Origin of the sequence: Metapseudomonas boanensis (assembly GCF_018704125.1) — a bacterium.
GTDB classification, from domain to species: domain Bacteria; phylum Pseudomonadota; class Gammaproteobacteria; order Pseudomonadales; family Pseudomonadaceae; genus Metapseudomonas; species Metapseudomonas boanensis.
In genome coordinates this window covers 593,671-614,948 of the sequence record NZ_JAGTIS010000002.1, presented here as the reverse complement: position 1 = coordinate 614,948, position 21,278 = coordinate 593,671, and the positions used below count along the sequence as shown (strand labels likewise).

Annotated in this window: 17 protein-coding genes; 6 read left to right on the top strand and 11 right to left on the bottom strand. The window is 61.7% G+C overall.

What is annotated here, in order from left to right; translation table 11 throughout:
- Positions 1–194: 194 nt before the first annotated feature.
- The 5 genes from J7302_RS06800 to gcvP all read left to right on the top strand — a co-directional run bounded on the left by J7302_RS06800 (position 195) and on the right by gcvP (position 7,502).
- On the top strand, positions 195–1,199 hold the full coding sequence (locus tag J7302_RS06800; protein WP_215372116.1) for an extracellular solute-binding protein: 1,005 nt from the start codon (positions 195–197) through the stop codon (positions 1,197–1,199).
- 71 nt (positions 1,200–1,270) lie between these two features.
- On the top strand, positions 1,271–2,890 hold the full coding sequence (locus tag J7302_RS06795; RefSeq protein WP_215372114.1) for an ABC transporter permease: 1,620 nt from the start codon (positions 1,271–1,273) through the stop codon (positions 2,888–2,890).
- Between the two features lie 156 nt (positions 2,891–3,046).
- Positions 3,047–4,129, top strand: coding sequence for a glycine cleavage system aminomethyltransferase GcvT (gcvT, locus tag J7302_RS06790; RefSeq protein ID WP_215372112.1), 1,083 nt, complete (start codon positions 3,047–3,049; stop codon positions 4,127–4,129).
- Between the two features lie 43 nt (positions 4,130–4,172).
- A complete protein-coding gene (gene gcvH / locus J7302_RS06785; RefSeq protein WP_215372110.1) occupies positions 4,173–4,562 on the top strand; it encodes a glycine cleavage system protein GcvH in 390 nt (129 codons plus the stop codon).
- 63 nt (positions 4,563–4,625) lie between these two features.
- Positions 4,626–7,502, top strand: coding sequence for an aminomethyl-transferring glycine dehydrogenase (gcvP, locus tag J7302_RS06780; RefSeq protein ID WP_215372108.1), 2,877 nt, complete (start codon positions 4,626–4,628; stop codon positions 7,500–7,502).
- Positions 7,503–7,987: 485 nt separating this feature from the next.
- Here the strand turns inward: gcvP and J7302_RS06775 are convergent, their stop codons facing one another.
- From J7302_RS06775 to J7302_RS06750, 6 genes are all read right to left on the bottom strand, one after another.
- A complete protein-coding gene (locus J7302_RS06775) occupies positions 7,988–8,296 on the bottom strand; it encodes a DUF2388 domain-containing protein (RefSeq protein WP_215372106.1) in 309 nt (102 codons plus the stop codon).
- A gap of 105 nt (positions 8,297–8,401) precedes the next feature.
- A complete protein-coding gene (locus J7302_RS06770) occupies positions 8,402–10,711 on the bottom strand; it encodes a tetratricopeptide repeat protein (RefSeq protein WP_215372104.1) in 2,310 nt (769 codons plus the stop codon).
- Positions 10,712–10,836: 125 nt separating this feature from the next.
- Positions 10,837–11,283: an NfeD family protein gene (locus tag J7302_RS06765; protein WP_215372102.1), complete on the bottom strand. Its 447-nt coding sequence runs from the start codon at positions 11,281–11,283 to the stop codon at positions 10,837–10,839.
- Between the two features lie 3 nt (positions 11,284–11,286).
- On the bottom strand, positions 11,287–12,207 hold the full coding sequence (locus J7302_RS06760; RefSeq protein WP_215372100.1) for an SPFH domain-containing protein: 921 nt from the start codon (positions 12,205–12,207) through the stop codon (positions 11,287–11,289).
- A gap of 114 nt (positions 12,208–12,321) precedes the next feature.
- Complete coding sequence (locus tag J7302_RS06755; protein ID WP_215372098.1) at positions 12,322–14,106, bottom strand: GspE/PulE family protein; 1,785 nt, start codon at positions 14,104–14,106, stop codon at positions 12,322–12,324.
- A 119-nt stretch (positions 14,107–14,225) separates the two neighbouring features.
- Positions 14,226–14,561 carry a hypothetical protein gene (locus J7302_RS06750; protein WP_215372096.1) on the bottom strand — a complete coding sequence of 112 codons (336 nt, stop codon included), beginning with the start codon at positions 14,559–14,561 and terminating at the stop codon, positions 14,226–14,228.
- 126 nt (positions 14,562–14,687) lie between these two features.
- On the opposite strand from J7302_RS06750, the gene J7302_RS06745 reads away from it, so the two are divergent.
- Positions 14,688–15,155, top strand: a complete 468-nt coding sequence (locus J7302_RS06745) for an Lrp/AsnC family transcriptional regulator (protein ID WP_215372094.1) — start codon at positions 14,688–14,690, stop codon at positions 15,153–15,155.
- Between the two features lie 152 nt (positions 15,156–15,307).
- Here J7302_RS06745 and J7302_RS06740 read toward each other — a convergent pair whose 3' ends face one another.
- The 5 genes from J7302_RS06740 to J7302_RS06720 all read right to left on the bottom strand — a co-directional run bounded on the left by J7302_RS06740 (position 15,308) and on the right by J7302_RS06720 (position 21,174).
- Positions 15,308–16,573, bottom strand: coding sequence for a hypothetical protein (locus J7302_RS06740; RefSeq protein WP_215372092.1), 1,266 nt, complete (start codon positions 16,571–16,573; stop codon positions 15,308–15,310).
- A 374-nt stretch (positions 16,574–16,947) separates the two neighbouring features.
- On the bottom strand, positions 16,948–17,199 hold the full coding sequence (locus J7302_RS06735; RefSeq protein ID WP_215372090.1) for a hypothetical protein: 252 nt from the start codon (positions 17,197–17,199) through the stop codon (positions 16,948–16,950).
- Between the two features lie 197 nt (positions 17,200–17,396).
- Complete coding sequence (locus J7302_RS06730; RefSeq protein ID WP_215372088.1) at positions 17,397–17,873, bottom strand: hypothetical protein; 477 nt, start codon at positions 17,871–17,873, stop codon at positions 17,397–17,399.
- Between the two features lie 57 nt (positions 17,874–17,930).
- Entirely contained in the window at positions 17,931–18,434 is a 504-nt protein-coding gene (locus tag J7302_RS06725) for a hypothetical protein (RefSeq protein ID WP_215372086.1), read from the bottom strand.
- A complete protein-coding gene (locus J7302_RS06720) occupies positions 18,427–21,174 on the bottom strand; it encodes a hypothetical protein (protein WP_215372084.1) in 2,748 nt (915 codons plus the stop codon). Before J7302_RS06720 ends, J7302_RS06725 begins: the two co-directional genes overlap by 8 nt.
- Positions 21,175–21,278: the final 104 nt, after the last annotated feature.

Below are 21,278 nucleotides of genomic sequence, written 5' to 3'. Positions count from 1 at the left end.
GCTAGCGACAGCTAACGCAGACATTGCCAATGAATTCGCTGCCACAGGGAAGGCCTCGCCGGGATCCGGACCGATCCCCTCTCACTCCGCGAGAGGGGAGAAAAATGGAAACACCCCCGACGTAAAAACCGCTTCTGTCTGCAACTGAGGTTGACTATCATTCAGGCCATCGTTGCTATCCAGAGGCTCTCGCAATGCAGGTACGTCAATCCCTCTTCGCGCTGCTGGCGCTGACCGCCGCTGCTGCCACATCGGTCCAGGCTGCCGACGAGGTGGTGGTTTATTCCTCGCGCATCGACGAGCTGATCAAACCGGTGTTCGACGCCTACACCGCCAAGACTGGCGTGCCCATCAAGTTCATCACCGACAAGGAAGCCCCGCTGATGCAGCGGATCAAGGCCGAAGGCGAGAACGGCGTGGCCGACCTGCTGCTCACCGTCGATGCCGGCAACCTCTGGCAGGCCGAGCAGATGGGTATCCTGCAGCCGTTCACCTCCAAGGTGATCGAGACCAATATTCCTTCCCAGTACCGCTCCAGCACCCAGGGCTGGATCGGCCTGTCGCTGCGTGCACGGACCATCGTGTACTCCACCGAGCGCGTCAAACCCGAGGAACTGTCGACCTACGAGGCCCTGGCCGACGCGAACTGGGAAGGCCGCCTGTGCCTGCGGACCGCCAAGAAGGTCTACAACCAATCGCTGACTGCGACACTGATCGAGACCCACGGCGCCGCCAAGGCCGAAGAGATTCTCAAAGGCTGGGTGAATAACCTGGCCACCGACGTATTCGCCGACGACAACGCGGTGATCCAGGCCGTGGACGCCGGCCAATGCGACGTCGGCATCGTCAACACCTACTACTACGGCCGCCTGCACAAGGAAAACCCGGACCTGCGCGTGAAGATCTTCTGGCCGAACCAGGCCGATCGTGGCGTGCACGTCAATCTGTCCGGCATCGGCCTGACCAAGCATGCCCCGCATCCGGAAGCTGCAAAGGCCCTGGTGGAGTGGATGACCACCGACGAGGCACAGGGCCTTTTCGCCAGCATCAACCAGGAGTTCCCGGCCAACCCGGCCGTCAAGCCATCTGCCGAGGTCGCCGCCTGGGGCGCCTTCAAGGCCGACAGCATTCCAGTGGAAGTGGCCGGCAAACGCCAGGCCGAAGCCATCAAGATGATGGACCGCGTCGGCTGGAACTGATCGAGGTTCCTACTTCATACTCGGCGCCCCGGTTAATCCGGGGCGTCTGGTTTTGATCCGAGAGGTTCTGCGTGGCCCATTCCGCCCAGCTTCGCTGGTATCCCATCAGCTTTGCCGTCGCCTTCCTGGTACTGCTCCCGCTCAGCGTGCTCGTGCTGTCCTGGGGTGAAGTGGACGGCGAGATCTGGACCCACCTCTGGGATACCCAGATGCCGAGGCTCCTGAGCAATACCCTGGTGCTGGTGCTGGGCGTTTCGGTCGGCGTGACCCTGCTCGGCGTCAGTCTGGCCTGGCTCACCAGCCTCTGTGATTTTCCGGGTCGGCGTTGGCTGGACTGGGCGCTGATGCTGCCCTTCGCGATACCGGCCTATGTCCTGGCCTTTGTCTTCATCGGCCTGTTCGACTTTGCCGGCCCAGTTCAAAGCTTGCTACGCGAATGGTTCGGCAGCGGCCTGCGGCTGCCGCGTGTACGCTCCACGGGCGGCGTCATTCTGGTATTGGTGCTGGTTTTCTACCCTTACGTCTACCTGCTGGCGCGCAGTGCCTTCCTGGCCCAGGGCAAGGGCTTGATGGAGGCGGCGCGCGTGCTTGGCCAGTCGCCCTGGCAGGCCTTCTGGCGCGTGGGACTGCCGATGGCGCGTCCGGCCATTGGTGCAGGCCTTGCGCTGGCGGTCATGGAAACCCTGGCGGATTTCGGTGCGGTGGCGGTGTTCAACTTCGATACCTTCACCACGGCCATCTACAAGACCTGGTACGGCTTCTTCAGCCTGTCCAGTGCCGCGCAGCTGGCCAGCCTGCTGCTGCTCGGGGTCTGCCTGGTGCTCTACGGCGAACGTCGTGCGCGCGGTGCCAGTCGGCCGGCGAGCGAGCGCCCCCGGGGCAAGGCGTTGTACCCGCTGAAAGGACTCAAGGCCCTGGCAGCCAGCACCTGGTGCGGCCTGATATTCGCCTGTGCCTTCGTCATCCCCGTGCTGCAACTGCTGGTGTGGTTCTGGCAGCGTGGCCGCTTCGACCTCGACGAGCGCTACGCCGGACTTATCCTGCACACCCTCTACCTGGGTGGCATGGCAGCGCTGATCACGGTCTGCGTGGCGCTGTTGCTGGCGTTCGCCCGACGTCTGGCGCCGACCCGGCCCGTCCGCGCGGCGGTAGGGCTGGCCAATGTCGGCTACGCGCTCCCGGGTTCAGTGCTGGCGGTTTCCATCATGCTGGCGTTCAGCTACCTCGACAGCCACTTGGTGATCCCACTGTCCAGCTGGCTCGGCGGTGCCGGCAAGCCGCTCTTGCTGGGCAGCCTACTGGCCTTGCTACTGGCCTATCTGGTGCGCTTCATGGCGGTGGCCTACGGCCCGTTGGAAGGAAGCTTGGCACGGATTCGTCCTTCCTTGCCGGAGGCCGCACGTAGCCTCGGTGTCGGCGGCAGCGGATTGTTCTTGCGCGTTTACGTTCCGTTGCTGGTGCCGGGCGCCCTCAGCGCGGCGCTGCTGGTGTTCGTCGACGTACTCAAGGAAATGCCGGCTACCCTGCTGATGCGTCCGTTCGGCTGGGACACCCTGGCCGTTCGCATCTTCGAGATGACCAGCGAAGGCGAATGGGCCCGCGCCTCGCTGCCGGCGCTGACACTGGTGCTGGTTGGCCTGCTGCCGGTAATCAGCCTGATACGCCGCTCGGCGCGACGAATCGGCCACTGAATCACCGGCCGCCGACCGGAGTGTCCAGTCTCCGACCTTGCGGCTACAATGCGCGCCATTCGTTGCGGCCCACCCCGTCAGAACCCCGCTGCGGCAACCCGCCCAGCTGGCCAGGACGGCCCACCGCATCTTCGCCAAGCCCGGAAGGAGAAACCCATGGGACAGCGCACTCCACTGCACGACCAGCACGTGGCACTGGGAGCCAAGATGGTCGATTTCGGCGGCTGGGACATGCCGTTGCACTACGGTTCCCAGGTTGAGGAGCATCATCAGGTGCGCCGCGATTGTGGCGTCTTCGACGTCTCCCACATGACCGTGGTCGATGTCTGCGGGCCTCAGGCCAAGGCCTGGTTGCAAATCCTCCTGGCGAACGATGTCGGGCGCTTGCTGGTGCCTGGCAAGGCCCTCTACAGCCCCATGCTCAACGAGCAGGGCGGCATCGTCGACGACCTCATCGTCTACCTCACCGATTTCGGCTACCGCCTGGTGGTCAATGCTGCGACACGCGACAAGGACATGGCCTGGCTGGAGGCGCGTAGCCAGGGCTTCGATGTCCAGCTCCGCGAGCGCGTGGAACTGGCCATGCTGGCCATCCAGGGACCCAGTGCCCGGACCAAGGCTGCCGAGCTGGTGAACACCGAGCGCGCCGCGTTGATCCACGAGCTCAAACCCTTTCAGGGACTGCCCGAGGGCGACTGGTTCATCTGCCGCACTGGCTACACCGGCGAGGACGGCCTGGAGATCATGCTGCCCGCCGATCAGGCAGCCGGCTTCTTCAGTGAACTGGTCGGTGCCGGCATCGCCCCCATCGGCCTTGGTGCCCGTGACACCCTGCGCCTTGAAGCCGGGATGAACCTCTACGGCCAGGACATGACCGAAGAGGTATCGCCACTGGTATCCAACATGGCCTGGACCATCGCCTGGGAGCCGGCCGATCGCGATTTCATCGGCCGTAAGGCCCTGGAGGCCGAGCGTGATGCCGGTGTGGCCAGCAAACTGGTCGGCCTGGTGCTTGAGGAGCGCGGCGTGCTGCGTGCCCACCAGGTGGTGCGAGTCGAGGGCGTTGGCGAAGGCGAAATTACCAGCGGCAGTTTTTCGCCTACCCTCGGTAAATCCATCGCCCTGGCCCGAGTGCCGGCGGCGACCGGTGAGCGCGCCGAGGTGGAAATCCGTGGCAAGTGGTATCCGGTGCGTGTCGTGCGAGCGAACTTCGTGCGCAATGGCAAAGCCTTGATCTAAATTTTCAGGCGGGCCATCCGCCAAAGTCTCTGAGGACCTCACTATGAGCAACATTCCCGCTGAACTGCGTTACGCCCCCAGTCACGAATGGGCCCGCCTGGAAGCCGATGGCACCATCACCGTCGGCATTACCGACCATGCCCAGGAAGCCCTGGGCGACGTGGTTTTCGTCGAGCTGCCGGAAGTTGGCAAAACCCTCGCCGCCGGCCAGGAAGCGGGCGTAGTGGAGTCGGTGAAGGCCGCCTCCGACATCTACTCGCCGATCGGCGGTGAAGTGATCGCGGTGAACGACGCCGTCAGCGACGCCCCTGAGAGCGTCAACAGCGACCCCTACGGCAGCTGGTTCTTCAAGCTCAAGCCGAGCGACGTCGCCGAGCTCGACAAACTGCTCGACGCTGCCGCTTACAAGGCAGCCGCCGACGCCGATAGCTGATTCTCCCGCTATCCTTTCAAAGCCTCGCTAGTCGAGGCTTTGTGTTTTCTAGAGGCCACGAACATGTCCCAGACGCCCTCGTTGTCCCAGCTCCACCAGCCCGACGCCTTCCTTCGCCGGCACCTTGGCCCGGACGAACGCGAACAGCAGGCCATGCTCGAGAAGCTTGGCCTGGCGAACCGTGACGAGCTGATCGTGCAGACGGTGCCTCCGGCAATCCGCCTCAATCGCACGCTGGAGCTACCGGCAGCGCTGGACGAGCAGGGTGCCCTTGCCAAGCTGCGCGGATATGCCGAACAGAACCAGGTCTGGACCAGCCTGATCGGCATGGGTTATTACGGCACCATCACGCCGACCGTGATCCTGCGCAATGTGCTGGAAACCCCCGGCTGGTACACGGCCTACACGCCTTATCAGCCGGAGATCGCCCAGGGGCGCCTGGAAGCGCTGCTCAACTTCCAGCAGCTGACCATCGATCTCACTGGCCTCGATCTCGCCAGTGCCTCCTTGCTGGACGAAGCCACCGCCGCCGCTGAGGCCATGGCCCTGGCGAAGCGAGTGGCCAAGTCGAAGAGCAACCTGTTCTTCGTCGACGAGGATTGCCACCCGCAGACCATCTCGGTGGTGCAGACCCGCGCCGATGCTTTCGGCTTCGAGCTGGTGATCGACGCTGTGGATAACCTCGCGCAGCACCAGGTGTTCGGTGCCCTGCTGCAGTACCCGGATACCCACGGCGAGATTCGCGACCTGCGTCCGCTGATCGCGCACCTGCACGGGCAACAGGCCCTGGTCTGCGTTGCCACCGATCTGCTCAGCCTGCTGCTGCTGACCCCGCCGGGCGAACTGGGCGCCGACGTGGTATTCGGCTCCGCGCAGCGCTTTGGTGTGCCCATGGGGTACGGCGGTCCGCACGCAGCCTTCTTCGCCACTCGCGACGAATTCAAGCGCGCCATGCCCGGGCGCATCATCGGCGTCTCCAAGGATGCGCGCGGCAATGTGGCCCTGCGCATGGCCCTGCAGACCCGCGAGCAGCACATTCGCCGCGAGAAGGCCAACTCCAACATCTGCACTGCACAGGTGCTGCTGGCCAACATCGCCGCCTTCTACGCCGTCTACCACGGCCCGGAGGGGCTCAAACGCATCGCCCAGCGCGTGCACCGGCTCACTGCGATCCTCGCCGAGGGCCTGGCGCGCAAGGGCGTGCATCGTGATAACCAGTATTACTTCGACACCCTGACCCTGGACGTGGGCGGCAGCCAGACCGCCATCATCGAGTCCGCCAAGGCCTCGCGCATCAACCTGCGCATCCTCGGCCGCGGCAAGCTGGGTGTGAGCCTCGACGAAACCAGCACGCCCGAAACCGTCGAGCGGCTGTTCTGCATCTTCCTCGGCGCCGACCACGGCCTCAGTGTCGCTGAGCTGGACGAAGCGGTGATCGTCCCCGGCATACCGGCCGACCTCGCACGGACCAGCGACTACCTCAGCCATCCGGTGTTCAACGCCCATCACAGCGAAACCGAGATGCTGCGCTACCTCAAGCAGCTGGAGAACAAGGACCTTGCACTGAACCAGGCGATGATTCCGCTCGGTTCCTGCACCATGAAGCTCAACGCCACGAGCGAGATGATCCCCATCACCTGGCCGGAATTCGCCCATCTGCACCCCTTCGTCCCACGTGACCAGGCACAGGGCTACAGCCTGATGATCGCCGAGCTGGAAGCCTGGCTGCGCGCCATCACCGGTTTCGATGCCATCTGCATGCAGCCCAACTCCGGTGCCCAGGGCGAGTACGCCGGCCTGTTGGCGATTCGCCGTTACCACGAGAGCCGTGGCGAAGGGCACCGCAACATCTGCCTGATCCCGGCTTCGGCCCACGGCACCAACCCGGCCTCGGCGCAGATGGCGAGCATGCGTGTGGTCATCGTCGAGTGCGATGCCGAGGGTAACGTCGACCTCGAGGACCTCAAGCGCAAGGCCGCTGAGGCTGGTGGCCAGCTGTCCTGCCTGATGGCGACCTACCCCTCGACCCATGGTGTGTACGAAGAGGGCATCCGCGAGATCTGCGAGGTTATCCACAGCGAGGGCGGGCAGGTCTACATGGACGGCGCCAACCTCAATGCGCAGGTCGGCCTGGCGCGGCCGGCGGACATTGGTGCCGACGTCTCGCACATGAACCTGCACAAGACTTTCTGCATCCCCCACGGCGGCGGCGGACCCGGCATGGGACCGATCGGCGTGCGCGCGCACCTGGCGCCCTTCGTCGCCAACCACCCGGTAGTCGAACTCAAGGGGCCCAACCCTGAGAATGGCGCGGTCAGCGCGGCGCCCTGGGGTAGCGCCAGCATCCTGCCGATCAGCTGGATGTACATCGCCATGATGGGGCCCGAGCTCGCCGATGCCACCGAGGTGGCGATCCTCAGTGCCAACTACCTGGCCAAGCAGCTGGGCGATGCCTTCCCGGTGCTCTACAGCGGTCGCAATGGTCGCGTGGCCCATGAATGCATCCTCGACCTGCGTCCGCTCAAGGCAGAGACCGGCATCACCGAGGAGGACGTGGCCAAGCGCCTGATGGACTACGGCTTTCATGCCCCGACCATGTCCTTCCCGGTGCCCGGCACACTGATGATTGAGCCGACCGAGAGCGAGAACAAACACGAGCTGGATCGCTTCATCGAGGCGATGCTGAGCATTCGCGCAGAGATCGCCAAGGTCCAGGCCGGCGACTGGCCGGCCGAGGACAACCCACTCAAGCGTGCGCCGCATACTCTGGCGGATGTCATCGGCGTGTGGGAGCGCCCGTACAGCATCGAAGAGGCCGTGACCCCCTCCGCGCATACCCGCGCGCATAAGTACTGGCCATCGGCGAACCGGGTGGACAACGTCTACGGCGACCGCAATCTGTTCTGCGCCTGCGTGCCAGTGGACGAGTACCGGGAGTGACGTGCGTATTCACGGGAGAGCTCGCTACCGCAGGCCGGTTCCTGGCTTGCGTCAACCTTTTTGGACGCCCGCCCCTTCGATAATCAGGGCCACTGGTGCCCTGTTGGCTAAGTTCGTTGACTTTAATCCGAGCGAGCGCTGGTCTCCCCTCTCCCTCCGGGAGAGGAGGGCGGGCCGCGTTCGGGTGAGGGAAGTGCAAGCAGCCTGCAAAGACCGCGATAGATAAACCAATTAACCGGACAGGACACTAGTCCTTTACGAACGCTCGTCGAGCAATGGCCAGGCAGGAATGACCAGGTTCGCACCGAAGAACAGGAGCAAGGCCAGCGTTGCCGAGATATTCACGCTGACCTGAAGCACTGAGCGGAGCATGAAACTGCCTCCGTGGTGATTGAGGTGCCTGCACTATGGCTCGGCCCGACTCTCATACCGTCGAGCCGGTGGTCAAACGCCCGCATGCTCAGGCCTGCCTGGCGCTCTGGGGATCACCTCTCGGTCGCGAGGATCGCGCTGGCCAGCTCTTCGTCGCTGGCCTGGAGACCCGGGTTTTCCGAGCGAATCTGCTTGAGCGCAGCCTCCAGGTACGGGCCGCGAATTTCGCCGCCGCTGGCCACGAAGCTGCTGGCGTCGTCCTGGGCCGCGACGATGAGTTTGTCGTCCTTGAAGGTGACGTAGGTGGACGCGGTCGTCGCGCCGGAGGAAATGACACTCTTCCAGAAGTCTTCATCGGCCATCGCCGAGCCGATGGGAATGGCGATCAGGGCCAGGGTCGCTGCAAAAAGTCGAGTACGCATGGGAACAACTCCAAAAAACAGGTGAACTCGTGTATCAGATTCACCTGCCCGGCGTTGAGTTCCAGCAAATCGCCAGCCGGCCGTGGCGCCAGTCTGAGCTCCGGTTCATTCGCGACGCAGTGAAGGATCGTCCGGGTTGAGTTGTTCCAGTTCTGCGAGCAGCGCCTGCACCTTCTGAATCTGCCCGGCCTCGCGCCAGTAGTTGATCAGCGCCAGGCGCGCTTCGCGGTTGGCGGGTTCACGCTCCAGCAGCTTTTCCAGTTGCTGGCAGGCGGGCTCCAATTGTCCGCTGTCGTGTAGCGCCACGGCGTAGGCGTAGGCGTACTGGCCGTTGTCCGGCTCCAGTCGTGTGGATTCTGCAAAGGCTTTCAAGGCGGCCTCGCGATCGCCCTTGCGCATGAGCGCCAGGCCGTTGGCCTGCTGTAGCAGGGGAGATTGCGGATGATTGGCGATGGCTTGGTCCAGCAGCGCTCGGCCCTCTTCCCAGCGGAAATTGCTGTCCAGCCACTGGATCAGGCCGACCAGTGCCGGCAGGTAGTCCGGATCGCGCTGCAGGGCGGCACGCAGGTAGTGCTCAACGTCATCGGAACGACCGTTGGCCTGGTAGAGGACGGCCAGCTTGAGGTTGGCCTCGGCGCGGTCCTGCTGGCTCAGCAGTGCGGCTTCGTATTCACCAATGGCCTTGGTCCAGCTCTTTTCGTAATTGCCCAGCCCAGTGGCGCGCAGGCGCAGAAGCTCATAAGCCGCGGCGATGCGCACGGCGCGTACGGGGTCGATCAGCAACGGTGCCAGCAGGTTGCGCCGTTGCTCCGGCGGCACCAGGGCGGCAACAGCCTTTACCGCGGCTTCGCGCACCTGCGGCGACGGGTTCACCAGGTCGTTGGCGGCGGCCTTGAGCGCGCGTTCGCTGGGGTAGGTGGGCAGCTCCGCCAGAAGTGTGGCGCGGCGGATGGCTGGCAGGTCCTTGGTCTCCAGTTGCTGGAACAAGGCCCGTGAAGCCCCGGGCTTGCCATTGCGCACCAGCCAAAGGCTGTCGTCGTAACGGGGGGCGCCGCGTTTGTCATCGCCGTACCACTGGCGGAACTGCTCGGCCAAGCGGTCCCCGGGCGTTGCGCGGTGGCAGCTGAGGCAGGCGTCGGACGTCCCCAGCCTGAGCGCGCGCGCAGGGTTGGGCAGGCTGAAGCCATGGTCGTGGCGCAAATCGTTGCCCCTGGCAAGCTTGCCCGGCATATGGCAGTCCACGCATTGCGAGCCGGCTTGCCCCTGACGGTGGTGGTGGTGTTCGGGAGACTCGTAGTCTTTGGCCTTCAGGCGTTTGTCGTCGATGCCGGCAAGGCGCTTTTCGGCGGGGTTGTGGCATTGCAGGCAAACGCCGTTGCCCGGCGCCTTCAGCGTCGTGCTGTGCGGATCATGGCAGGTACTGCAGCGCAGGCCCTTGGCGAACATCGTGCTTTGCGTGAAGGCACCATACTCGAACACCTCATCCTTGATCTTGCCGTCCAGTTCATAGAGTTCGCGGGTGAGTGCGCTGGGCAGGTAGTCGTCCATCAGCCGCTGGGCGTGGCCTGAGCCGTCGCCCAGCGGTGCGCGGTGGGCGTGACAGCGGGCGCAGGTTTCCACCTCGGTGACGTTGTCCACCCTGGACAGCTTCTGGGTAATGCCGGCATTGGCCGAGTCGCGGCTTTTCGCTGCCCATTCCAGGTGGCGGGAGGCAGGGCCATGGCAGGCCTGGCAGCCGACGCCAAGGCTGTTCCAGTGGCTGGCAAATGTGTTGCTGGCTGGGTCGAAGTTACGTTTGTAGCCAGTGCTGTGGCAATCGACGCACTGGGCGTTGGCGTTCTGCTGCGGTTGGCTCCAGTGCTGCGGATGCTTGAAGGTCACGCCCTGGCCAGGGGCTGGCTGGAACCAGGCGTGCTTCTCGGTATCCCAGGCCAGGTCCAGGGCCTGCAGGCGACCGCCGGGCAGTTCGATCAGGTATTGCTGCAACGGCGCCACGCCCAGGGTGTAAGCGATCTTGAAGTCCGCGAGTGTGCCGTCCGGGCCTTTGGCGTTGATCCAGAAGCCGCCATCCTTGCGAAAGAAACGCGTGGTGTCCTCACCCTCCTGGAGGTGCGCATCATTGAAGTCGCCGAGCACGCTGGACTCGCTGGCCGCCTGCATCGCCAGTTGATGGTGGGTGCCTTGCCAGGCCTTGGTTTGCGGGCTGTGGCAGCCACTGCACAGGGCTTCGTCGACCATGGCGGCGGGAGGCGTGCCGGGTTCCGACTGCCCGAGCGGCGGTGCTTCTTCACCACGCCCACCCTGCAGGGCCAGCCACAGACTGAGTCCTAACAGCAGCAAGAGCCCGGCCAGCACCGGATAGACCGGGCGGGCAGAGCGAGGACTGCGTTGTGGCGAGTCGGAGGGCTTCGGCATGCAGACATCCGCCGTGCTGGCGCGCTTCAAGGTTGGGCAGCTTCGATGATGCTGCCGGAAGCTGTCAAACCGTTACGCCAATACGCTGCCCATCTTCAATCCGATCGCGATCGAAGGCACCGAACTCAGATTGGCTCCACCTTCAGCAGCACGCCATCCTGGCCGACCACCCGAACCTGGCTGCCTGCTGGCAGGTCCGGGCCGCTGACCAGCCAGACCGAGTCGCCCGCGCGGATCTTGCCACGGCCGCCGTGGATGGCTTCATGCAAGGCGAACTGGCGGCCGATGAATTCCTGGCCGCGCTGGTTCAGGCCAGGCTGTTCGGAGGGCTTGGCGGAGCTGCGCTGGCGGCGCCACCAGAAAACAGCGGTGAGGATGGACAGCACGCCGAACAGGACGGACTGGATGGCCCAGTGCAATTCCGGCATGACGAACGTAATGGCGCCAACGCAGGCGGCTGCGACGCCGATCCACAGTAGGTAACCGCCAGCGCCGAAGACTTCCAGGATCAATAGCAGGGTGCCGAGGGCCAGCCAGTCCCAGTAGGTGAGGTGCTGGATGTAGTCGAACATTTCTCAGGCCTGCTTGCTGTCGAAGGTGGCGCGAACGATTTCGCCGATGCCGCCGACGGCGCCGATCACTTGGCTGGCTTCCAGCGGCATCAGGACTACCTTGCTGTTGTTGGCGCTGGCCAGTTTGCCCAGGGCCTCGACGTATTTTTGTGCGACGAAGTAGTTCACTGCCTGCACGTTACCGTTGGCGATGGCGTCGGACACCACGCGGGTCGCCTCGGCTTCGGCCTGGGCGGCACGCTCGCGGGCTTCGGCCTCGAGGAAGGCCGCCGTACGCTCGCCTTCGGCCTTGAGGATCTGCGCCTGCTTCTCACCCTCGGCGGTGAGGATGTCCGCCTGCCGGCGACCCTCGGCCTCGAGGATCTGGGCGCGTTTGAGGCGCTCGGCCTTCATCTGGCTGGCCATGGCCTCTACCAGGTCGGCCGGCGGGGTGATGTCCTTGATCTCGATGCGGGTGACCTTGATGCCCCAGGGCGCGGTGGCTTCGTCAACGGTGCGCAGCAGGCGCTCGTTGATGGCATCGCGCTGGCTGAGCATGGCGTCCAGCTCCATCGAGCCGAGCACGGTACGGATGTTGGTCATCACCAGGTTGCGGATGGCGTGCTCCAGGTCATTCACCTCATAGGCGGCCTGGGCGGTGTTGATCACCTGGAAGAAGCACACCGCGTCGATGGTGACGATGGCGTTGTCGGCGCTGATGGCCTCCTGCGGGGGGATGTCCAGCACGCTTTCCATGACGTTGATCTTGCGGCCGATGCGGTCCACCACTGGCACGATGATGTTCAGCCCCGGTTTGAGCGTATTGGTGTAGCGGCCGAAGCGCTCTACCGTCCATTCGAAACCCTGTGGCACCACTTTGAAGCCCATGAAGACAATGGCGATTGCAAGGGCGACGAACAGGATGACGACACTGCCGATTTCCATGGTGTTTCCCTGTGTTGGCAAGTTGTTCCAGTAGCTCGGACTTCAGTCCGGGTTGTGCGCATTACCCCGGGCTGAAGCCCGGGCTACGGCGTGTTTGCATAGCCACCTAGCATTTCATTTCTGCTCGCTTTGTGGTGTGACCCGTAGCACTTCTTCGATGGTAGTCAGTCCTTGGGCAACTTTCTGCGCACCGGACAACCGCAGGCTGCGCATGCCGTCCTTGAAGGCCTGGCGGCGCAGGGCGATGAGGTCGGTATCGGCGGTGATCAGCGGCTTCAGGTTGTCAGACAGCAGCATGATCTCGTACACCCCGGCGCGGCCCCGGTATCCGGTGTCGCGGCACTCCAGGCAGCCGACGGCACGGTGGGCACCGTTGGGCCGTGGCGCGCTCCAGGGCTTGGTCAGACCCTGCCAGTCGTCCTCGCTGAGCTCCATGGGCGCCTTGCAGTGCGGGCAGAGGGTGCGTACCAGGCGCTGGGCCATGACCCCGAGCAAGGTGGCGCGAAGCAGGTAATAAGGCACGCCCAGCTCCAGCAGTCGGGTGATGGCGCTGGGGGCGTCGTTGGTGTGCAGGGTGGAGAGCACCAGGTGGCCGGTGAGGGCGGCCTGGATGGCCATCTCGGCGGTTTCCAGGTCGCGGATCTCGCCGATCATGATGATGTCCGGGTCCTGCCGCATCAGCGCGCGCACGCCGCTGGCGAAGGTCAGGTCGATGTTGTGCTGCACCTGCATCTGGTTGAAGGCGCCCTCGATCATCTCGATGGGATCTTCGATGGTGCAAACGTTCACCTCGCTGGTGGCCAGCTGCTTGAGGGTGGTGTAGAGGGTCGTGGTCTTGCCCGAACCGGTGGGGCCGGTGACCAGGATGATGCCGTTGGGCTGGTTGGTCATGCTCTGCCAGCGGCGCAGGTCATCCTGGGAAAATCCCAGCTGATCGAAGCTTTTCAGCAGCACCTCGGGGTCGAAGATGCGCATCACCATCTTCTCGCCGAAGGCCGTGGGCAGGGTGGAAAGGCGCAATTCGACCTCGCCGCCGTCCGGGGTCTTGGTCTTCACCCGACCGTCCTGCGGCTTGCGCTTTTCCGCCACGTTCATACGCCCGAGGCTCTTCAGGCGACTGACCACCGCCATGGTGACCTGTGGCGGGAACTGGTAGACGGTATGCAGCACGCCGTCGATGCGAAAGCGCACCGTGCCTTGCTCGCGGCGTGGCTCGATGTGGATGTCGCTGGCGCGCTGCTGGTAGGCGTACTGGAACAGCCAGTCGACGATATTGACGATGTGGGCGTCGTTGGCGTCCGGTTCCTGGGTGCTGGAGCCGAGCTTGAGCAACTGCTCGAAGTTGCCGACGCCGCTGATCTTCTGGTCCGCCGCGTTGGCGCTGCTGACCGACTTGGCCAGGCGATAGAACTCCACGGTAAAACGCTGGATATCCACCGGGTTGGCCACCACGCGCCTGATCGGGCGCTTGAGCACGTGGGTCAGGTTGCTTTCCCAGCTCTGCACGAAGGGCTGTGCGCTGGCGATGGTCACGGCTTCGCTGTCCACTGCTACGGCGAGGATCTTGTGGCGCTGGGCGAATGCGTAGGACATCAATGGGGTGATGGCGGCGACGTCGATCTTCAGCGGATCGATGCGCAAGTAGGGCTGGCCGGCGTGCTCGGCCAGCCACAGGCTGAGGGTTTCCAGGTCGAGCTTCTTGCCCGGCCGCTGGAGGTCATCGACCTGCTGGCTGGCCAGGAACTCGATGGGATGCTGCTGGTTGTTCACCGCACTGCGGCGGATGGCGAGGCAATGCTCGGCCTGCTCCTGGCCGACGCGGCCCTGAGCCACCAGTTCGCGCAGCAGGTCATTGAGTTCAAGCCAGCGGTCCTGGGCAGGTGAGGCAAAGGCGGACATGCACGCTCCAAATTCATGCTTCTTAGTCGGAAATAGTAGCAACAACCCCTTCCACAAAGCGTTCAAGCATGCCCGATTCGTCGCGTCTCGACTAAGCGCCCGGTCAAAGTCCGGTGCATTCAGCCCGGAAGCACCTCCAGGGTCACCGCGTCCACGCTCACCAGGGAGCGCATTTTCTGAGCGATGACTTCCGCGCGATGGGGCGTCAAACCTTGCTGGAGCAACTGCAAGCGCAAGGTATCGCCTTGTTGTGTGGCCTCCAGCCAGCGGGGTACCAGTTGCAGCTGTGCGAAGTAACCCAGCAGGCGGCTAAGGATGTCCGGCTCGGACTCGGCGAGGATAGTGAATCGCACTTCGCGCGCCTGGAGTGTTGTAGTGCGTGGATGCCAGTGATCTTCGCGCAGGCTGGCTAGGACTGGGCTGGGCGTGCGGGCGGGTTCCTGGAGGCTGAGCATGGATGGCTCCTTGAATTGGACGACGATAGTTTTCCAGCCGGCGCCCGTGAATTCCTACCTCATTCAGGGTAATTGCAAGATTTTTTGGATAAACTTTTCGCTTGAGCCACTTGGATGGGAATTTTTATGTCCGTCAACCTGGATGCTTATGACAAGCGCATTCTCGAACTGCTGCAGGAGGACGCCAGCTTGGCCACGGCCGAGATCGCTGAGCGCGTCGGCCTGTCCCAGTCGCCCTGCTGGCGGCGTATCCAGCGCCTGAAGGAAGAGGGCGTGATCCGCCGCCAGGTGACCCTGCTGGACCGTCGAAAAATTGGTCTGAATGCGCAGATATTCGCCCAGGTGAAGCTCAACGCTCACGGCCGCTCCAATCTCACCGAGTTCGCCGAAGCCATGCGCCAGTTCCCGGAAGTGCTGGAGTGCCACGTGCTGATGGGCTCGGTGGACTTCATGCTGCGCATCGTCACCCGCGACATCGAGGCCTACGAGCGCTTCTTCTTCGAGAAACTGTCGCTGGTGCCGGGCATCCAGGAGGTGAACTCCATCGTGGCGCTGTCGGAGATCAAATCCACCACTAGTTTGCACATCGAGTAGGTTGGCGCCGAGCCTGCGAGGCCCAACGCTGCCGGGCACGCTGCGCGCGCCATGTTGGGCTTCGCAGGCTCAGCGCCAACCTACGGTGTCTTGCCCGCCTGGTGCGGCGGGGTGAGGCTCATGGACAGGTAGTCCGTAGGCTGGACCACGCTTCACCGGTCCGCAATCGAGTCGGGCATCAGGTCCTGAGTGAGGTCCTTTGCGGCCACTGGCCGGATGGCCGTACACCACAGGCCATCCTTGGCGGAGCCCTCGCCACTGAAAACGAATTGCGGTCGGCCGTTCGCCTGGATCGCCTTGGCAATGGCCAACCAGGGCGTCGCCGGCCCCGCATGACCCAGGGACCAATCCAGGTTGTAATGGCCCCGTCCAGGCTGTACCGGCATCGCCAGTCGGTGCAGCACCGTACTCAGGTCCGCCTGGCGCTTGTGGTCGATGCCCGCCAACCAGACCCCCGCGATGCTTCCAGCCTCGGCCTGGGCCCAGCTCAGGGCCTGGCGCGTCGCGTAGTCCAGATCCTCGGTCGAGGCGGCGCGCTCCTGCTCGGGGCGATACAGGTAGGCCAGGGGATCGAGGGTCGTTTGCGTCAGACGATTACCGAACAGCAGGCCCACTGCCGCCTCGGCCGAACCCTCGACCTGCTCTGGCGCCAATTGAAAGGCAACCACCATCAACAACGCCTGGTCGTGAATACGCTGATCCAGCCACTGGTCTACCGCCGCTAGACCCGCCCCCGTGGTCAGCGTGAGTGGCTGGCGAATGCCGGACTCGGCCCAGGCTTGTTCCCAGGCCTGAACCACCTGATCGTCCGACAGCCCGCTGTCCATCTCCAGCAACAACGCCAAGGGGCGATCCGCCGGTAGCGGTGCCAGGGCCTGGGCCAGGTCGGCCAACACCTGCGTCAGCAACTGCAGCAGTAACTTCTCGGGCTGCTTTTCATCGCCTGCCGGCAAACGGCTATGGCGCACGGGGGCCTTGCCCTGCCAGGCCTGTTGCACCTGCAAAGCACTGTTCCCGCCCCGCAAGGCCTCTACCTGCGGCGCCTGCGCATCCCTCGCCCGCTCGTCATACAGGGCGGTATACAGGCTGACGCCCAAGACTTGCTGGGAGCGCCGGCCTCGACGTATCTCACGTAGCCAAACCTCCTCCCGCCGCTCATCCCAGCCCACGGCATAGCCTTCGTAAGATAGGAATACAAAGGCTCGGATGACGCCCAGCCCACACCAGGCCAGCAAGGGAATACCAAGGGCGTACAACCAGAAGCGCCCAGGCTCCCGAGTCAGCGTCTCGTCGCCCAGCCAAAGCGTCAGGACCGTGCCCAGCAACAAGCCGAGCACCAGCAATCCGAACCACAGCCAGGCGCGCGGCAGCGCGGGCCGCTGCGCGGGGGCGGGAATCTGATCCAGTCTGACCGGCATGGTTAGAGGGCCTTCACGTGGGGTAGGGAAGAGAACAGCAGGTAGTCACTTCCACAACGGTGCCCATGATGGGCTATTGGGACGCAGGTGCTGCAAAAGTCTGAATGGGCCGCACAGATTGCCGTCTGGCCGTGGCCGGCCTGCAAAGCGCGGCGGATAGATTTATAGCTTGTGTGAATAATCCTTTTCATTTTTCTGTCCGTATACGTAATACAACACCTATGTGAGCCCGCTCTGAGAGAGGGCTATATTTTTGTGCAATTCAATTTTAAGGTTGAAGAGAATTGAAATATTTCTCTTCTTCTGAATAGTGTTTCCCCATGCAATTGTTGTATTGCACAATCTCTGCGTCAGTCCCTTCTGATTCAAAAATTTCAAGCTGGCATTTTTTTTTCAATCATGACTCGCCATGCTGTATCAAGCTCAATAATCAATTGGATTTTTTCTGGGTTGTCCTCAATCGCAGTTGATATGGCTTTTCTCAATGAGAGGTGTGCTGCGTTCATTTGGGTTGTGGAAGATTTATTGATTTCGTCAAGTTGTTTTATTTCAATATCGCTAAAAGCCGCCGCACCGAAATTTGGTATAAGCAGAGATAAAATAGAAGCTCTAATAACGGCCTTCATAGTAATTAATCCTTCTCTAGAATCTTTCTTGCGGAACGTTAGGCCAGGATGCTCGATCAGACAAAGCTCTTCCGAAGGCTACCGTATCGCCTAAGTAGGCGGAGCTGTGAATAAGGGGGCTTGCTGTAGATCGCCAAGCAGGCGATGGCTTGCGCCAGCTCCGGCCGGTGGAGGGCCCGTTGCCGTTAATTAAATAATCACCTCGGCGGAAAAATGAATCCACTATCTCTGATAATTTCATCATCAACGTCATTGATTGACGGGGCTGCCATTAATTTTTCGCCAAAGGTATTTTCAGTGCATTCCCTGGACATTATTTCATCTTGATTTTTCTTGACTTTTAGAAAGGCCTTGGCGCCATAGGCCTCTTCCGGAATTCCAAATATGTATGAATATTTGCCAACTCTAAATCCGAAGTAAGTAGTGTACGTACCCAGATCGATCCATCTACTTATTTTTTTATTTCTTGAGAAGGCAGTGGAAAGCTCGACTTTATCTTTTCTCCCAAACCTATAAAATATTTCTTCACCTCCCTTGTCAGCGCAAATTGATAATATTCGGCGCTGAGGTTCATCAAAAAAGCAGGAGGCAATCATTATTTCATTTGCGTCACACAAGTCTGCGTCCTTTCCAAACGCAACACTGGCAAAGAAGAGAAGAGCAAAAAATCTCATATGCCCCCATTAATAGGCTTCGTTATGCCCTCAACTTTCGCATAGACTCTCTCCGCTTCATTTTAGTGAGTCTTCGATTTTCATGAATTGTTCTCGAATTAAAATTTTGTAAGCACGTTCACCGATAGATGCATCATTGGTACATTCAAGCTGAGCTTGCTTGTGACCGCTTTTGAACACTACGATGCCAGCGGAGAATGTTGGCCAGCCATCCTCTCTAATAGTTTTGTCAAAAATAATATATGTGTGATTTTTGTTATTGAATCTTACATGTGTTTCTCCTCCCCCGATATATGTCGCATTGCTGATAAAAAAAGTACTCTTATTTGCCTCGTCCTGCTGCATGAGCAAGTCCAATTTTTTTGCGTTCCCATATCTATAGGTTGTAATTTTACTGCTCCCACTAAAGCAAAATGAGGCGGTTGCATCATTTAGTCTGCAGTTAAAAATTACCTCTTCTCCACTAGTGCAGAGATTATGAACCGTGGACGGCCCTACGGCGTAGCTGAGGGAAGAGGCAGTAAGTAGTAACAATGCACAAAGCTGATTAAGATTATTCATATTTCTCTTCTTTCAAATTAAATAGCCTAGCCAACCTGTTATAGCGATTCTTTCTGTCTGAAAGACCATTCTGGCCGCCATTCACAATCCTCGTTACGTCCGATACTGTCGCTGACTCTGCTGTCTTATTCAGATTATTTATGCTCCAAAAAACAAATGCGGACTCTATGCTGTACTCTAAATTCTGGCTCAGCAATTCTGGATTGTTGATGAGGTCTATTTTGTCGTTAGGGAAAATTCTATTGTGCTCAGTTTGAAAACTCTCATATCCAGCTTTTCCGGTTAACTGAATCAAGCCTCGTCCTCTATACCTGTAACCATCTTTGCTCTCTTCGCTTCCATTGCCCATCCTGTTGGCGTAAACATAGCTCGCGAGGTTTTCCGGGTTGTATGCATAATGCGCCGCCTGGCTCCAAAGCTTTTCTCTAAATCGCCCAGCTGTGCAATCATCACAGAGCTCATCATAGTTTCTAAAACCCCCACGGCATCCGTATACTTTTCTCATTTGCTTTGGGCTGTACGAAAGGTTTTCTTCATGAGATCGAAAATTACTTTCATGTGAAATTTGAGATAAGAAATGAGATATTCTTTTTGGAGTGTTAATTTGGTAGGATTCCGCGAATTTATTCAGCAGGTCTATAATTTCTTGGTAATATTCTTTTTTGTTATTCGGTTCAACTGCGAGTAGCATCTCTAGAGTTATAAGCTGCTTCCGCTCAAAGCTTCCCACCAACCCCACCGGGTGCAAATGCCACACTTTTCCATCCGCCGGCAGCCCCAACTTTGGCGCCACTTCATTCCACCAGCAGATTTGTTCAATCCGCTGTTTCTCCGCCAGCCAGTTACGGTTCGGCGATGGGCTGCTATGGCCGAAGAGGTCGTCCAGCGCATCCCACTTGCCCGGCCGCCAGTACCATTCGCTTTCGCTGTAAATCGCCAGGCGGGCGATGGATTGCGCCAGTGCTGGCACGGGGAGGGCCGGTTTCAACTCCTCGGCGGTCATGACCCCGTGGCGGTCAGGTTCGATCAGGTCGAACAGGCGGCTGCGGATCGGCCCCTGGTCGGTGCGGTCGGCCAGCAGTGCCGCCTGCGCCCGGTCCCGTTCGCTGGGCAGAATGCCTTGCAGGTTCAGCGCATAGGCCTGGCAGCTTTCCAGGGAGTCGCCGTTGAGGATGGCGGCATAGCCGCTCCAGTCCCAGGGGCTGTGCCATTGGGCGTGGTCGTCTTCGACCTGGACCCAGCCTGGGAGTAATTGGCCTTCGCTGTCGTGCAGCAGGTCGTCGAGGCGGTACCAGGTGCAGCCGCCCTGGCCGTCGCGGTTGGGGACGCGGATTCTCATGTCCGGCCCCAGACCCTCGAGCAGGTGCTTCGGCAGGTGCAGGTCGGCGGCGCTGGAAGGGGTATCCGCGCTGGCCTTGGGGGGGACGCTGGCGCTGAAGTGCGCTTGGTGCTTCACCACAGGGGTGCCCTTGGGCAGCTTCAACCAGGTCCGGGCGCTGGCCGGCAGGCGTTGTGCCCAGGCGCGGCTGACCTCGAAGAAGGTTTGCAGGCTTTCGCTGCTGAATACTTCCAGGTGCAGTTGTTGCCGGGGCTGGGCGTCGTCGTGGTCCTGATAGGCGCCGATGTGGCCGATCAGTTCGCCAGCGCGAATGGGCACTGGCGCCTCGGGGACGCAGATGTCGTCCAGGATCTGGGGTTCGCGCTCGCCCAGCAGTGAGTCGAAGTGGACGTACTGATTGACCCACTCCAGCTTGCGGTAGTCACCGGTGCCGCTGATGGCGACTTCAGTGCCATTGGGCAGGGCCATCAGCGGTTTGCCTTCGACGCTGGCGCTGGGACGGACGGGAAGTGTGCCGTCATCCCGCAAGGTGGCGATGCGGTAATCGCCGTTGGGCAGGGGCTCGAGGAGGCTGAAGCCGACATAGCCGAGCAGGGCGCCGTCTTGCAGCAGTTGCCGCGGGCCGGGGATGTTCTCGATCTTGCGGTAGCGACCGGTGCCGCTGACGGTGACCTCGGTGCCACGGGCCAGCCCGGAGATCACCGCGCCACCGTTTGGCCCGATGCGGCAGCGCAGCCACACGTGGCCCGTTAGATCGGGTACTGCATCCTTTTCCGTGTCCTTGACCCGCCGCGTGTTGCTTTCCGGCCAGAAGGCCGGGCGCTTCAGGGTCTGGTCCTCCCGATATGCCGTCCAGTCCTCCAGGTGCATGTACAGGCTGTAGAGGGTCAGGCTTGGCGGGGTGGCGTCGAGGCCGGGGATTTCCGGGGCCTGCAGGCGATGGCGCACAAGGACGAAGTTGCGCGAGAAGGGGCACTCCACGGGCTCGTCATCGAATAGGTAGCCGGTGCGGGGGGATTGGGTGTCGGTGCGGTAGGCCACCACTTCGCCGTCGGCCAGGCAGAGCACCTGGGACTGGTCCAGCGTACCGGCGGTGCCCGCGTCGAAATGCACGCCGGGGTGCCAGAAGCCGTTGCGTCCGAGGGGGTAGTAGCCGCGTTCGGCATTGGCCAGTTGGGTGAGTTGGCGCAGCGGGTCGGCACGGTCGCCGAAAGGGTGGCTCCAGCGCTGGATGGCCGGCAGGTGGGCGCTGGCGGGGTCGGTGACCCAGTAGCTGGGCAGCGGTAGACAGGTAGGCTCGGTGGCTTGCCGTCCTGCGCGCCGACGTTCTTCTGCGGCTCGGTTGGCGTTGATGGCATTGGCAGCGTCGACCATCCGCTGAGCCAGGCTCCGCGTATCCATGTCAGCTCCTCATTCGGTGTCCTTGATTGAACACAGGAGCCTGCTGCCCGGCTGCGTGGCAGCGCTACCAGATGAGTCTGAAAAGAGCGCGGGAACAGTCGATG

Coding starts and splice junctions, on each gene's coding strand:
- J7302_RS06770 (WP_215372104.1), bottom strand. CDS start 10,711: ATGCCGAAGCCCTCCGACTCGCCACAACGCAGTCCTCGCTCTGCCCGC.
- J7302_RS06740 (WP_215372092.1), bottom strand. CDS start 16,573: ATGCCGGTCAGACTGGATCAGATTCCCGCCCCCGCGCAGCGGCCCGCG.
- gcvH (WP_215372110.1), top strand. CDS start 4,173: ATGAGCAACATTCCCGCTGAACTGCGTTACGCCCCCAGTCACGAATGG.
- J7302_RS06720 (WP_215372084.1), bottom strand. CDS start 21,174: ATGGATACGCGGAGCCTGGCTCAGCGGATGGTCGACGCTGCCAATGCC.
- J7302_RS06745 (WP_215372094.1), top strand. CDS start 14,688: ATGTCCGTCAACCTGGATGCTTATGACAAGCGCATTCTCGAACTGCTG.
- gcvP (WP_215372108.1), top strand. CDS start 4,626: ATGTCCCAGACGCCCTCGTTGTCCCAGCTCCACCAGCCCGACGCCTTC.
- J7302_RS06750 (WP_215372096.1), bottom strand. CDS start 14,561: ATGCTCAGCCTCCAGGAACCCGCCCGCACGCCCAGCCCAGTCCTAGCC.
- J7302_RS06725 (WP_215372086.1), bottom strand. CDS start 18,434: ATGAATAATCTTAATCAGCTTTGTGCATTGTTACTACTTACTGCCTCT.
- J7302_RS06755 (WP_215372098.1), bottom strand. CDS start 14,106: ATGTCCGCCTTTGCCTCACCTGCCCAGGACCGCTGGCTTGAACTCAAT.
- J7302_RS06730 (WP_215372088.1), bottom strand. CDS start 17,873: ATGAGATTTTTTGCTCTTCTCTTCTTTGCCAGTGTTGCGTTTGGAAAG.
- J7302_RS06735 (WP_215372090.1), bottom strand. CDS start 17,199: ATGAAGGCCGTTATTAGAGCTTCTATTTTATCTCTGCTTATACCAAAT.
- J7302_RS06800 (WP_215372116.1), top strand. CDS start 195: ATGCAGGTACGTCAATCCCTCTTCGCGCTGCTGGCGCTGACCGCCGCT.
- J7302_RS06760 (WP_215372100.1), bottom strand. CDS start 12,207: ATGGAAATCGGCAGTGTCGTCATCCTGTTCGTCGCCCTTGCAATCGCC.
- J7302_RS06765 (WP_215372102.1), bottom strand. CDS start 11,283: ATGTTCGACTACATCCAGCACCTCACCTACTGGGACTGGCTGGCCCTC.
- gcvT (WP_215372112.1), top strand. CDS start 3,047: ATGGGACAGCGCACTCCACTGCACGACCAGCACGTGGCACTGGGAGCC.
- J7302_RS06775 (WP_215372106.1), bottom strand. CDS start 8,296: ATGCGTACTCGACTTTTTGCAGCGACCCTGGCCCTGATCGCCATTCCC.